Below are 14,249 nucleotides of genomic sequence, written 5' to 3' on the forward strand. Positions count from 1 at the left end.
TTTAAAGCAGTGCTTCATTTTTGATAAGGAATCAGAATTAGCTTTTAAATGAAATTTATTATTTAACCAACTTTAAAAATTCACTTCGGCTGATGGAATGTTCACGCATTTCACCTAACATAACTGAAGTAATCATAGCTGAATTCTGTTTTTCAACGCCCCGCATCATCATACATAAATGCTTAGCCTCAATGACGACAGCTACACCACGAGCCGCAGTAATATCTTCAATACAATGAGCAATTTCAGATGTTAATCGTTCTTGAATTTGCAAGCGCCTTGCATAGTAATCAACGAGCCTTGCAAATTTAGATAGCCCTAAGACCTTACCATGCGGAATATAACCTATATGACATTTGCCAAAAAAAGGTAATAAATGATGTTCACACATTGAATATAATTCAATATCTTTTACGATAACCATTTCGCTCATATCAGAAATAAAGAGTGCATTATTAATGATATCTTCTAGCTTTTCCTGATAGCCTTTAGTTAAGTAATGCATGGCGTTTGCGGCGCGTGTAGGCGTATCTATTAAGCCTTCTCGATCTGGATCTTCACCAATCTGCTTTAAAATTTGTCTGTATAAATCGTGCATGGACAAAACCCTATCCTGGAGGCCACATCATTTGCCGGCCGCCCAGTAAATGTAAATGAATGTGGTAAACTGCCTGTCCACCACCGGCGTTAACGTTAAAGATTAATCTATACCCACTCTCACTAAGTTGTTGAGCTTTTGCTATATCCCTAGCTTTCAAAATCATCTGACCTAATAACTGCTCATCAGTATGCTCTGCATCATTAATTGTCGAAATATGTTTTTTAGGAATAATTAAGATATGTGTAGGTGCTTGGGGATGAATATCATGAAAAGCAATCATATTTTTATCTTCATAAATAATATTTGCTTTAATTTCACCTTGGGCAATTTTACAAAACAAGCAATCCATACGTATCCAGGGCTAAAGTAAATATGCATTATACTCTTAGAAGGGGAAGAAGAAAAAGTATTTAAATTAATGTGAGTTCAATATATAAAGACCCGGAGGTTCCTTTATATTGCTGATTGAATGTTATTCGATGGCATGCAAAGTATTGTACGGAACGTAAATTAAAAATAAATAAGTTTGGCACAAAAGATTTCATGAATCATTTATGTCTAACTTACAATAAATTTTAATTATAAAAGTCTTTCACAAGTTAATTAATCTATTAATTAATTTATCTAAAAATAAATTTAGGAATTTTTGCCTTTTAAAAAAGATTTACGCATAATACGCTGTTTTTGCAAATTGGATAAAATAAAGTGAGCTTAATAAATATTGATAGTGGTCGTAATGTACCACATGAAATTAACGTTATCATTGAAATCCCTATGTACGGCGCTCCAGTTAAATATGAAGTTGACAAAAAAAGTGGCGCGTTATTCGTGGATCGATTTATGAGTACGGCTATGTTTTACCCAGTGAATTATGGCTATATTCCCAGTACCTTATCACGAGATGGTGATCCTGTTGATGTATTAGTTGTTGCTCCAGTTCCTTTATTAAATGGTTCTGCTATTGCTTGTCGAGTAGTAGGTATGTTGAAAATGACTGACGAAGCTGGAGAAGATACAAAGCTATTAGCCATACCTACTAATAAGCTGACTAAAATTTATGCTGATGTTGAAACGTATGAAGATTTACCAAAACATCTATTACAATCCATTGAGCATTTCTTTAAACACTACAAGGATTTAGAAGAGGGCAAATGGGTTCAAGTAGATGGTTGGGATGGCATTGACGCAGCTCATAAAGAAATTATGGATAGTATTGAGCGCTTTGCCAAAGACAAAGCTTAAAAGCTTTGATTGATTTAGGGTTGAATTCATATTTGCTAATGTGGGGCTGTTATTGCCCCACTTCAGTTCGTTTTCGTTGGCGACTATATGAGCGGTCAATTTGCTGGTCGCTTTGAAGAATACGTTCAAGTTCAATATTCGAATAGCGTGAATAGCGAATTAGCTCATGTTCTTTGTCAAAAAAATCAAAAGATTCATGTAGCGATTTCTCATCAAATTTAGAAAAAATCTTTGCTTTACGGCTGATACTCTCTGAACTATGTCCTAAATCTATCATGACATCACGGGCCATTGATAATGAAGAATCAAACGTTTCACGTTTAAAATACTCTACCCCTTCTTTGTAAAGCTCATAAGCATGGCGTCTATTCCGAGCCCGGGCATAAATCTTTAAATTAGGAAAATATTGTTTGGCTAATTTAATAATTTTAAGAGAAACCTCCGTATCACCTATAGCCACAATAAGTATTTTGGCTCGATTTGCGCCGGCATGACGTAAAATATCAAGTCTAGTTGCATCACCAAAATTACCTTGAAAGCCATATTTGCGCAATAATTCAATTTGCTCCGGATCTTTTTCTAAAATAGTTAAACTTATATCTTGAGCGCGTAAGAAACGACCAATAATTTGACCAAAACGCCCGTAACCAGCCAAAATTATAGGATTTCTTTCCTCAATCTCATCAAATTTTCTATTAGGGATTCTACTTAGATATCTTGGAACGACAAACCGATTATAAATTAGCATGAGAAATGGCGTAAATGCCATAGAGAGTGCGACTACAAAATTAAACAGATTTGCAGTTTCAGTTGATATAACTCTGACATTACTCGCATATTGAAAGAGGACAAATGCAAATTCACCTACTTGTGATAAAGCAAGCGCAAAGCCAATTCGCTGTGAACCCGTTAAACCAAATAAGCGACCTAAAAAAATTAATAAGGATGCTTTTATAGTAATAATAGTAACAACTGCAGCTATAATGGGTAAAGGATACGCCTTAAAAAGGCTAAAATCCATATTCATACCTACAGAAATAAAAAATAAACCTAGTAGCAATCCTTTAAAAGGTTCAATATCCATTTCCAAAGTATGCTTATATTGCGAATTTGCTAAAACAACACCTGCAATAAACGCACCTAGTGCGGGTGAAGCCCCTATCGTTAGCATAAGTAAAGTAATACCTGTGACTATTGCTAAAGAGGCAGCTGTGAAAACTTCACGCAAGTTAGTTTTGGCAATAAGAAAAAATAGATGATGAGATAAGTAATGACCCATAAGTATAATGGCACTAATAACGCCAATAACAAAGAGAGCATGGAGCCATCTAGGAGAAATTATAAATTCTTGTGGCAAATGAGAAAGGTGAGAAAACCCTGCCGGGGCAAGCAGCGGTAAAATAATTAAAATAGGAATAACAGCAATATCTTGAAATAATAAAACAGCAAAGGATGTTTCGCCTTCTACGGTACGTAATAAATTTTTTTCCTCAAGCATTTGTAAAACAAGTGCGGTAGATGATAACGCCAGTGCCATACTAACTGCTAAACTCTCCTGCCATTTATATTGTAATAAGATACCTATTAAGGTAAATAGCGTCGTTGTTAAAGTAACTTGTAAACTACCTAAGCCAATAATTGCTTTTCTTAATCGCCAAAGCATTTCAGGTTCAAGTTCTAGGCCAATTAAAAAGAGCATCATTACAATACCAAACTCAGCAAAGTGCATAATTTGTTCGGCATTACCTAATAATTTAAAACCATATGGGCCTATTAATATACCAATAACAAGATAGCCTAATACCGAACCTAACTTAAACCGACTAGCAATAGGGACAATAATGGCAGCTGCAGCCAAAAAAATAAAAACATGCATGAGTAAACTATTATTCATTAGCTTTTAAAGCCATTAATTATTGAATTAAAAAAGTATAGCAAGGGTTTTTTATAGCGTCTCCCATTAAGTTTCATACCAAGTTACAACTTCTATCAGTTGCTAGCCATGTACTTCTATCCAGTCGTTTATCTTCCTATTTTGTGCCTTGTCTGAAAATTAGTGGGAAATACTATATCTTTGCAAAGGCACCCTAATTTCTTAAAATTAAGCATTTAAGTGAAATAAAGCGAGAATAATGTAGTGTATAATTTACAAATATCTCTAAGTACAGTAAAGTTAGGAACTTTGTTTATTTTTTATTCTATTATTAAGGTTTTCTTAAGCTAACCTTCGTATAATGATTTATTTGCCAGTTTTAAATAGCAAGAAGGAATGCAATGAGTAGTAACAAGCACGTGTTGAGTATTTTTAGTCTCACCATGATCACTGTAGGATCAGTTGATAGTATTCGTAATTTACCTGCTACGGCATTATTTGGTAGCCAATTGATTTTTTTCTTTTTTTTTGGCGCATTATTTTTCTTAATCCCTACTGCATTAGTTTCTGCAGAATTAGCATCGGGTTGGCCTCGACAGGGTGGAATTTATATTTGGGTTAAGGAGGCTTTTGGTAAAAGAGCTGGGTTTTTAGCTATTTGGTTACAGTGGATTGAAAATGTCATTTGGTACCCAACTATTTTATCTTTTGTTGCTGGTACAATTGGTTACTTAATTAATCCTACACTTGTCACTAATCCGTTATTTTTATGGTTGGTTATCACTATTTCCTTTTGGATTGTAACAGGCATTAATATTCGTGGAATGAAGTCGGCTGCTCTTTTTAGCAATATTTGCGCAATTACAGGTTTAATTATTCCTATGACATTAATTATTGTGTTAGGAATTCTTTGGTTAGGAGGCGGTAATCCTTCTCAAATTCAATTTAATATGCACAGTATTATTCCACAGTGGCATGACCAATCATTATGGGTTTCTTTAACAGCTATCATGATGTCTTTTTGTGGTATTGAAATTGCTACTGTCCATGCCAATGATGTTCATAACCCTCAATATGCCTTTCCTCGAGCCTTAGTGATTTCAGTATCGATTATTTTAATAACTTTAATCCTTGGATCCTTAGCGATTGCTATCGTTTTACCAAATAAAGATATTAATTTAGTTGCTGGCATTATGCAGGCTTTTGATGCCTTTTTTGCGCGCTATCATTTACTATGGATTATGCCGATTATTGCGTTAATGTTAATTATGGGTGGCTTAGGTGGCGTAAGTAATTGGATAATTGCACCAACAAAAGGCCTGATGGTTGCTGCCGCTGAAGGAAATTTACCGAAGGTGTTTAGACGTTCTAACACGTCTGGTGCGCCTGTGGTTATTTTAATAACACAGGCCATTATTGTTACTGGTTTATCAGCCCTATTTCTTTTTATGCCAAGCGTGAATGGTTCCTATTGGTTATTAACTGCGTTAGCTGCTCAATTGTATATGTTAATGTATTTAATTATGTTTGCTGCAGCTATTAAACTACGCATAAGTTATCCTAATCAACAGCGTCTTTTTAAAATTCCCGGTGGATTATTAGGGCTGATAACTGTTTCAGGAATAGGTATTATGGGTGTATTAACTACTTTAATCGTTAGCTTTGTGCCGCCTGAAAATATCAACATTGGTAGTATTACTCGTTATGAGCTAACGTTAATTTTTGGCTTAGTTATAATGTGTCTACCACCTTTTATTAGTACTAAATTTTATCGAGGTGAAGCTGATCCAAGTGAAAGTTTGGAAGTTGCCTAAATAATAACGACTTGAAGAAGGGGAGTGATAATTAATAATGTCCATTGATTCATTATTAGCTAGTCTTCTGAAACGTCTTCCTGAATTAGAATGGCAGTTAAGTAAGTTTGGGCCGGTTTTTTCTTTCAAATTATTTCCGCCTGGGTTATTTCGCTGCTATCCTAAAGATGATATTGACGCTTATAGTAAAGAAATTAAAGATGATATTAAGATTTTAAGTCAGCAAGAAAATAGTCAAGCGTCTCATTATTTGGCTCAAAAAATTAATCAAAAGATTAATGTATTGGTTACTTTTTGTCAGCAGCAAGCAAATCAAAAAATCCCCTTAACTAATAATGACTTCTCTATAAATAAATTAACTACTCGGCAACAATGGCTACAGAATTTAGAGGGACAAATTATCCTATTAAGACACCAAAAAGAAGCGTTAGTAAATCGTCTTTCTCAATCGAAGTCATTAGGTGGTGAAGTGGTATTAAAGCTTAATGCAGAATTAGGCCAGCTGCAAAAACAATTAACTTTAGCTGAAGAAGCTTACACAAAAGCTCTTAACTAAACGTAACGAATTTAAAAGGCGGTGTAGCGATAGTCCGATGAAAGATTAAATTAAATGGTCCTATAAATATAACCATGTAGCGGTAGGAAATCCTATTTTACAACTCAATTTAGCTGCGCTAAAGTATTTACTATTTGTGTGCAAGGCAAAAAAAACGCCAACTTAATTAAGTTAGCGTTAAATAGTGTTAGAAATTGCGTTATAATTAATCGCAATTTAAATTAACAAGTTGGTCCCCATTATTTAGTAATCCTAATTTAGCGCGCTTATCTAATTCAAAATGCATATTATCACCTAGGTGAACGATAACTGTCATTGAATTACCTTCAGGGAGAATTAATCCATTGACCACAGCTCTCTTTTTTAAAGCAGTCACTGAAATTGGATTTGCTTCAGTACCTTTAGCTCGAACTTTACAATGCAGAGTGCGGGTACTAAACCAATTACCTTCTAAAGAGCGTTCTTCATGAGGCATTAAATCATAACCCTTTGAGCGACTAACAAGCTCTTCTTGTCCAGCAAATGCATTAGCTGCAAAAAGAACACTTGAACCTAATAACAATGCGCCTATTTTTCTTATTTTCATATTACAACTCCTAATCTTTCTTATTTTTAGATGTTATTTAATTAATTTTATTTATCTTCTTAATAAATTATAAAGTATAAAGCCTATACCACCTGCAATTAATAACGAATTTACAGGATTTTGTTTAACAGCATTTATAATTTCATCAGAGTTAGCTTGCAAATAATCTTTTGCCTCGTTAACCATTTTTTTACTTTCATCATAGAAATCACTTGCTGACTCTTTTACTTGTTGATATAGATCTTGAGATTTCTCTTTGCCTTGCTCAACTGCTTCATTTAACTTTTTTTCACCTTGATGATAAGCTGCTTGAGCTTTTTGCTTACCATTTTCATATAAGTTATTTACTTTTTCTTTTTCATTTTCAAAGGCTGATCTATTGTTATTCATTTTTATTCCTTAGTTAACTTCAGTTAACACAGTAAAGATTGTAATATTTATCTTATCGACGAACTACAAGATTATTCTCAACTACTCTAACTCCTTGTATCTGGCTAGCTAATTGACCTGCTTTGATTTTCTGTTGGTAGGTCTTAACAAAGCCACTTAAAAGTACAGTTCCTTTATCTGTTTCAACGTGTATACGTGAAGCAGGTAAACCTGTATTGTTCAGAAGAGCTGCTTTTACTGAGGTAGTAATCGTTGCATCTGAGCCATATTGATTAACACTTCTTTCGCCGGACATAACTTGACAGCCTGAGAGTATGACCAATGAACAACCCACTAGTATACTGGCAATTTTTTTCTTCATTGCTACTCCTTTATTTACAACAAGTTACTGAGTAAATTTATTTCCAAATTAAGGTGACAACTTTAAGTTACACCTTTGAGTCACATATGTCAAATCTTTTAAGTCAAAATTCAAAAATTATTGTTAATGAATTTTTTTCATGATATAAGACATTTCCTGACTTAAACTTGTCACACTAATTAAGAGTAAGGATATTATGCTTATTGTCCCAGAACCAGCTACCCAAAAGAAAATCGCATTTCGTATTCGCATGAATGTTAAGACGCATGAAGAGATAATGGCATACTGTCAATGGGCCGGAATCACTTATCGAGATTTTTTTATTGAAGAGGCATGTAAATATATTTTAGCTCACGATAAAAAGTGGAATGCCTATAAACAAATTAAACAAAATGAAGTTGGCCTAGAAAGTCAATCTCTCAAAGAAAATGATGAATTTGTGACGTTAAATATTGCTGAGTTATGAGGGTAACTCTTTTTTATCTAATCTATACGAGAGCTTATCCTGCAACAGCAATGGATATTGTTGTATAAATAAGTTTGAAGTCTGATTATAACGAAAGTGTGTCTATATTATTCCCTACAAATTCATCGTCATCCCCGCATAGGCGGGGAGCTATCTATCAATTAGCATTGAGGCTAATTCCCACATAGATTCCTGCCTACGCGAGAAAGACATTGATTATTCACGCAACAATACTCAGTAATGTTAAGCTCTATCTTGCAAAAATTTTAGCTTTATAACTTTTCTCCACTTAAAAGGGTAATATCTTTAATATCCATATGCAGAATTATTAAGTTAAGTCTATTTTTCCTAGTTAGATTAGAGTAACATTAAAGAGCCAGTTGAATTGCTTTGCCTGTGGATATCTTTTTTATTTAGTTCTATTAATTAACTCATCTTATTATATTTTGCTACGTCTAGCCCTTAGTAAATAAGGTTTTTTTCGCTTGTTTTAATAAAAATAAGAGTGATTTGCTTATTAATAAACCTGTGGATAGTTTTGTGTATATAGGATTAAATTTTTTATATTTAAATAATTAAGCTGTTTTAAGAAATCAAAAAATTTGTTACAACTCTATAAAATCAGACCTAAGCTAAAGTTAAAATTGGTTGAGGCAACGGAGTATTTTCTCCAGTTAGTTTTGTAGAATTAAAGAAATTATTTTGATTAGAATAACTAGCATCATAATCAGCAACATCATGCTGATGAGATGGTTTTTTATTTTCTTTATTTTTAATTGATTTCTTATCGGAAAAAGTTTGGGTAGGTATAATTAATCTTTTCTCTATGGCAACCTCAGAATGATTCGTAGGTAAAGTATTAGAAGCTGGTATTGTGTTATCTCGTGTTTGATTTAATTCAATTACCTCTCGTAACTCCGTGTTTAATTTTAGAGTATATTGATTTAAATTTTTGGTTTGCTTACACCAAAGCGCTTTATCAATATTTAGCTCAGCATTCCTTACCGCTATATCTGTCATATAAATAGCAACAATTGGCGCTATCACAACAATAGCGATTCCAACCCAAGGAATAATACTGAAACTTGCCATCAAGCCTAAACCCATTAATAAACCAGTGAATCCAGCAAAGCCGCCTGCAATAGTACCAAATGCACCAACAAAACCTTGAAAGGCAGCTATATTTATTTTTGACTTCTCTATATCGGTATAAGGGGTGTTGTTTAATTGATTAAGTAAAAATTGATTAACGTATTTTTGTAGCGCTCGATTAAATAACTTTGGTTCTAGAGGATTATATAAATTATAAATGCCTTCAGAATTTAAAAAGCGCAAGAAATTAGCACCTAATTTATCTTCATCTGTAGATTTTTGCTCAAGTTCTTGTGCTTTTTGTTCTATGAATTCTGTTAAAGTTAATGTTGTATTTAACATTTTATATTTATATAGTAGGGCAAAAAAAGTGGTAAGACTAATGAGTAAAGAATTTTCATGTTTTTCTTTTTTTCTTCTTAAATCTTCTTGCTGCTTTTTCAAGTCTTGATAGCTTATATAAGCAATAGGAACACTTATAAGTAAAAATACAGCGCTACAAATACTTCCCAATATAAGAGCAAGTGTGCCGCCAATACATAAATTCAAGGTTGCACTTAAAATTCCAAACATAGGCCAAGCTACTCCGCTGGCACTACCAATTCCTTCTAAAGCGGGTTTCATTATTGTCATTATTCTACTACCTTGCAGTAATTAATCAGTATGGTTCAACAATTCTGAATAGAATTCAACCTGTATGAATTAAAAAAATCACCTTAGTAGATAAATCGTCAATTTTAAAGGGTTAAAAGAATAGAGCCCAGCATTATTTTGTTTATTGCTTACTAGATCAGCCAAACAGACCAACTTTTATTAAAACTCATTCTAATAATTTGTGACATTGGTTGTCAAATATAATATGACAGGGCTTGGGTTGTATGATTTTTAAAAATCTGGCAAAATTATATAATATTGTTTTGTCACAAATAATTTATATTTTTATGGAGACACATATGCTAATAACTCGCGAACCTATAGCTCAAAAAAAAATACAGTTCAGAATTAGAATGAGTGTTCAAATTTATGAACAACTTATGCAATATTGCCAGTGGGCTGGGATTAACAAAAGAGATTTTTTTATTGAGGAGGCATGTAAATATATTTTAAATAATGATATGGAATGGATTAATTATAAGCAAAGTAAAGATGTAACTAATTTATTTTCCTTACAATCTCAAGATATTTCTATCATGCCTTTGCAGGATAATAACTGTAGTAACGAGACAAACTTGTCAGTAAATGAATTGGCTAAAGATAACTAATTATTTTAGAAATTTTAGTTAATTAATTAATTTACATTGTGCAGAGGTTAAAAGTTATGAGATCAAGGATAATTAGAAGGAGAAATATATGTCTATTGCTATAAATAAGCCTACTATTATGGGAGATAATTTTAAACCCGTATCTCCTCATCTTAGGAATATTCTTTTACCACCAATTTTTATAATTATTTTGGCAACGTTAGGTAATTATTTTTATCAAAAATATATATACTTTTTTGTTGATAAAACTGATTTGCCAGCGCTCAATATTATTGAGCAATTTAGTTTTTATTTTTCTTTAGCTTTAAGTTTTTATTGGCTATTTACTCGTATTATAAATAATTTTACGAAATACTTGTTATCTACCTCCTTTTTAACTGCACATCAAACAACAAGTATTTTACTACCTTTCTTTTCTAGCATATTAAAAACAATTGTTTTTTTAATTTTGTTTAATGCATTAATTCCTTACTTAGGACTACCAAGTCAATTTTCCTATTTTTTAGATAAACTGAGTAGCTGCTTAATTATTTGTGCTATATCCTGGATTTTATTTAAGTTGGTTCATATAGCTGAGCAACTACTTTTACATCGTTATACTGGTACGGCTGATAATAATGCTTTAGCAAGAAAAATATATACCCAAACCTTAATCTTAAAGCGAATTGCAATGGCAATTATTGCGATTCTAACAGTAGGCGCTATTTTGATGTTATTTGATAATGTGCGTGCTTTAGGTGCGAGTGTATTAACGACTGCGGGGGTCATTGGTTTGGTATTGACCTTTACTGCACAGCGCTCTTTAGCAAGTCTATTTTCAGGTTTAGAAATTGCTTTAACGCAACCTATTAAGATAGGTGACTCTGTTGTTATTGAAAATGAGTTTGGTGTTGTTGAGGAAATTAATTTTCGTAATGTCATTATTAAATTGTGGGATTGGCGACGTTTAGTTGTTCCAACCAATTATTTTCTAGAACATTCCTTTCAAAATTGGAGTAGGGAAGAGAGTAATAATTTAATTGGGACAGTTTATTTGTATGTAGACTTTACTTTACCTGTTGATGAAATGCGAGATGAGTTAAAACGTGTTTTAACTAACTCTGTGCTCTGGGATGGTAAAGTGTGTAGTATTCAAGTCAGTGATGTGCAAGATAGGGTGATGGAATTACGGATTTTAGCAAGTGCGCGAACGCCGAGTGATGCTTGGGACTTACGTTGTGAGGTAAGAGAAAAATTGGTAGATTTTATTGTTAAAACTCATCCAACAAGTCTACCCGTAACTCGTACTCGCCAAATGCAATTAGGTGAAAAGAAAATTACAGCGTAGTCTAGTGTTACTTAGGTGTTACGGTTAATTTATTAATATAATCTTATAATAGGCATAGGATAGCTAGAGCAAATTCTTATTATAATTATTTTCAATAATTCTAATAGGAAAAGAGCTGCCCTATGTTTATTTTGCTTAATATTTACTTAATTTAATTAAGTTATAATTGCTGCTGCAAAATTAATGGTATGTAAAAAATGTCCGATCATTTAGCCATTGTCAATCTATACAATGCCTTAAATTATTCAGAAGACAAAAAAGGTGTATGTAAGGGATTTTCACTTCGATGGTTAGAAGCTGCTTTATTAGGTGATGAGGAAAGAGAGTGCTTTGAAAAGCGTATTAGGTTTATCGCTTCAAACGTAACGGAGGACTTGGCTCAAGCTATTAATCAAGTTTTAAAAAAAGCAGGGCAAAACTTAACAGATGAAGACAATTACCTCCTTGAAATCCTAGGTTTCTATGATCATTTAACATTATTTCAATCACCAATTGATTGGTCTTTTCTAGTTAATAAACCATTTATTGAGCGTTTCGAAATACTTTCTCCTATTGCTTCTTCAGACATGATCAAAACCCAAGGCGGTTTAACTGTACCTTACTCTGCTCCTTTCATGATGACTGAACAAGAAATTAAAGAGCATCTAGATATATTAGGGAAATTGTTAGAAGAAACGGCTTATCTATCTAATAAGCCTATCGGTTTTTTAGTTGAGAATGCCAATCATACTACCGCTTTAGTTTACACCCCAGGCCAAGGTTGGATTTATCGAGATGCTAATCAGGATCCGTTAGAAATTACAAAATTACCTAATACTACTGACTATATAGCAGCAGCCCTTAAAAAGGGATTTGCTTATGATAATGACGGTTTTTACTCTGCTTTTAATATGAGCTTAGTATTAACTAAATCTGATCCACGCTGTAACGTCTTAAAGGCAAAATTTGCAAACTTAAAACAACCTATTAGTAAAGCTAAAGCTCGTTACCAGTCTGATACAGTCAGCTTAACTTATATTGCCGCTCAACATGGACATGATGATGTTATTAAAGATTTAATTAAAAAAGGAGCTAATCTAAATCAAGTACGTAAAGATAGCCTTACACCCCTTTGGGTAGCTGTTCGCAATAAACATACCCAAGTTGTTAAGACTTTAGTAAAAGCTAGGGTTAACCTAAACGCTATAGATAAAGAAACAGGAATAACGCCGCTGTGGCTTGCTGCTCAATGTGGCCATACACAGATTGCTAAGATCTTAATTAAAGCTGGCGCCCTATTGGAAAAAACAGATAGTAATCATGTGACCCCACTTTGGATTGCGGCGCAAAGTGGTCATACTCAAATTGTAGGCTTGCTAATTAAAGCAGGAGCATTACTTAATCAAATAGGTAGTGATAATGCAACACCATTATACATAGCTGCTCAAAATGGTCATGCCCAGATTGTAGAAATGTTAATTAAAGAAGGTGCCTTAATTAATCAACCAAATAAGAATGGTTGCACGCCATTATACATAGCTGCTCAAAATGGCCATGCTCAGATTGTCGAAATGTTAATTAAAAAAGGTGCCTTAGTTAATCAAGCAGAGAGAGATAACACAACACCATTATACATAGCCGCTCAAAATGGCCATACTCAGATTGTCGAAATGTTAATTAAAGGAGGGGCTTTAATTAATCAGCCAAACAAAGATAACTGCACGCCTTTATATATAGCCGCGCAAAATGGCCATACTCAGATTGTCGAAATGTTAATTAAAGGAGGGGCTTTAATTAATCAATCAGATATTGATGGTTTAACGCCACTTCACGTCGCAGGTCAAAATGGTCATATACAAATTGTTAAAAGTTTAATTGCAGCAGGTGCGCTGATTGATTTAGTGGATCATGAAGGTGTCACTCCTCTGTGGATTGCTGCTTATAAGGGGCATAAGTCGGTTGTCGAAGCCTTAATTAAAACGCATGCCAATCTAGAGCAAACTGATTTAAAAGAGAAAATAACACCCCTTTGGATTAGTACTTATAATGGTCATGTCTCCGTGGCTAAGTCATTGATTGCAGCAGGTGCTTCGCCTAATATAATTCATCAACAATATGGCATAAGTCCACTTTGGTTAGCGGCTGCTACAGGACAGATATCATTGGTTGCAGACTTAATTGACGCGCATGCTGATCTAAATAATATACGTATAGATAATGGCGCTACACCGCTTTGGGCTGCTGCTTATGGCGGTTTTACCCCGGTTATTGATGCTTTAGTTAAAGCAGGCGCTAACCTTCATCAAGCGAATAGAAGTGGTATTACACCCTTATGGATAGCTGCACAGGAAGGTCATGAAGATGTCGTTAAATTATTAATAAGTTGCGATGCTAACTGTGCTCATGCAGGTAAATTAATTGTTAGTGAATTAAAATCTCTTGTAGTAGATAAAGACAATGATACCCAGCAAAGAATGAATTTAATTTTAGAAGGCAAGCAAGAAAATGATGAGATATTACTTGCCCCTTATGACATTGCTAAGATTATGGGGCATGATGCTATTGCTGAACTTATTAAAAAGCAGAATACCCAAAAAATAAACGTTGAATATTCTCGTTTTTTTACAAATAAAAAATTTAGCTCACGATTTTCACAATCTAAGCAACAACCAGATAAAAATGTACAAATTAGTAGATAAT

14 protein-coding genes are annotated in these 14,249 nt (G+C 33.5%); 7 read left to right on the forward strand and 7 right to left on the reverse strand.

The window, feature by feature from the left end; translation table 11 throughout:
* Positions 1-58 precede the first annotated feature (58 nt).
* Both folE and E1P04_RS09145 read right to left on the reverse strand, forming a co-directional pair.
* The gene (gene folE, locus E1P04_RS09140) at positions 59-598 is read right to left on the reverse strand and encodes a GTP cyclohydrolase I FolE (RefSeq protein ID WP_131782608.1); all 540 of its coding nucleotides are present in this window, start codon (positions 596-598) and stop codon (positions 59-61) included.
* A 10-nt stretch (positions 599-608) separates the two neighbouring features.
* Complete coding sequence (locus tag E1P04_RS09145) at positions 609-950, reverse strand: histidine triad nucleotide-binding protein (protein WP_131782609.1); 342 nt, start codon at positions 948-950, stop codon at positions 609-611.
* Between the two features lie 356 nt (positions 951-1,306).
* Here E1P04_RS09145 and ppa point away from each other — a divergent pair, with 356 nt between their 5' ends.
* A complete protein-coding gene (gene ppa, locus E1P04_RS09150; protein ID WP_131782610.1) occupies positions 1,307-1,843 on the forward strand; it encodes an inorganic diphosphatase in 537 nt (178 codons plus the stop codon).
* A gap of 49 nt (positions 1,844-1,892) precedes the next feature.
* Here ppa and E1P04_RS09155 read toward each other — a convergent pair whose 3' ends face one another.
* On the reverse strand, positions 1,893-3,737 hold the full coding sequence (locus E1P04_RS09155; RefSeq protein ID WP_131782611.1) for a monovalent cation:proton antiporter-2 (CPA2) family protein: 1,845 nt from the start codon (positions 3,735-3,737) through the stop codon (positions 1,893-1,895).
* Between the two features lie 380 nt (positions 3,738-4,117).
* Between E1P04_RS09155 and E1P04_RS09160 the strand changes: the two genes are divergently transcribed.
* Both E1P04_RS09160 and E1P04_RS09165 read left to right on the forward strand, forming a co-directional pair.
* On the forward strand, positions 4,118-5,530 hold the full coding sequence (locus tag E1P04_RS09160; protein ID WP_131782612.1) for an APC family permease: 1,413 nt from the start codon (positions 4,118-4,120) through the stop codon (positions 5,528-5,530).
* Positions 5,531-5,567: 37 nt separating this feature from the next.
* Complete coding sequence (locus E1P04_RS09165) at positions 5,568-6,086, forward strand: hypothetical protein (protein WP_131782613.1); 519 nt, start codon at positions 5,568-5,570, stop codon at positions 6,084-6,086.
* A 205-nt stretch (positions 6,087-6,291) separates the two neighbouring features.
* On the opposite strand, the gene E1P04_RS09170 is transcribed toward E1P04_RS09165, so the two are convergent.
* From E1P04_RS09170 to E1P04_RS09180, 3 genes are read right to left on the reverse strand one after another with little or no spacing between them, the layout of a single operon-like run.
* Complete coding sequence (locus E1P04_RS09170; protein ID WP_131782614.1) at positions 6,292-6,672, reverse strand: hypothetical protein; 381 nt, start codon at positions 6,670-6,672, stop codon at positions 6,292-6,294.
* Between the two features lie 51 nt (positions 6,673-6,723).
* On the reverse strand, positions 6,724-7,062 hold the full coding sequence (locus E1P04_RS09175; RefSeq protein ID WP_131782615.1) for a hypothetical protein: 339 nt from the start codon (positions 7,060-7,062) through the stop codon (positions 6,724-6,726).
* A 52-nt stretch (positions 7,063-7,114) separates the two neighbouring features.
* Positions 7,115-7,357, reverse strand: coding sequence for a BON domain-containing protein (locus E1P04_RS09180; RefSeq protein WP_207386003.1), 243 nt, complete (start codon positions 7,355-7,357; stop codon positions 7,115-7,117).
* 262 nt (positions 7,358-7,619) lie between these two features.
* Between E1P04_RS09180 and E1P04_RS09185 the strand changes: the two genes are divergently transcribed.
* Positions 7,620-7,889 (forward strand): hypothetical protein, encoded by a 270-nt coding sequence (locus E1P04_RS09185; protein ID WP_207386004.1) that lies wholly within the window; start codon positions 7,620-7,622, stop codon positions 7,887-7,889.
* Positions 7,890-8,516: 627 nt separating this feature from the next.
* On the opposite strand, the gene E1P04_RS09190 is transcribed toward E1P04_RS09185, so the two are convergent.
* Positions 8,517-9,614: a hypothetical protein gene (locus tag E1P04_RS09190; protein ID WP_131782617.1), complete on the reverse strand. Its 1,098-nt coding sequence runs from the start codon at positions 9,612-9,614 to the stop codon at positions 8,517-8,519.
* A 320-nt stretch (positions 9,615-9,934) separates the two neighbouring features.
* On the opposite strand from E1P04_RS09190, the gene E1P04_RS17875 reads away from it, so the two are divergent.
* From E1P04_RS17875 to E1P04_RS09205, 3 genes are all read left to right on the forward strand, one after another.
* The gene (locus tag E1P04_RS17875) at positions 9,935-10,243 is read left to right on the forward strand and encodes a hypothetical protein (protein WP_207386005.1); all 309 of its coding nucleotides are present in this window, start codon (positions 9,935-9,937) and stop codon (positions 10,241-10,243) included.
* 88 nt (positions 10,244-10,331) lie between these two features.
* A complete protein-coding gene (locus E1P04_RS09200; protein WP_131782618.1) occupies positions 10,332-11,570 on the forward strand; it encodes a mechanosensitive ion channel family protein in 1,239 nt (412 codons plus the stop codon).
* Between the two features lie 197 nt (positions 11,571-11,767).
* Positions 11,768-14,248, forward strand: a complete 2,481-nt coding sequence (locus tag E1P04_RS09205) for an ankyrin repeat domain-containing protein (protein WP_131782619.1) — start codon at positions 11,768-11,770, stop codon at positions 14,246-14,248.
* Position 14,249 lies beyond the last annotated feature (1 nt).

It is taken from the genome of Legionella gresilensis (assembly GCF_900639865.1).
Classification (GTDB): Bacteria; Pseudomonadota; Gammaproteobacteria; order Legionellales; family Legionellaceae; genus Legionella_C; species Legionella_C gresilensis.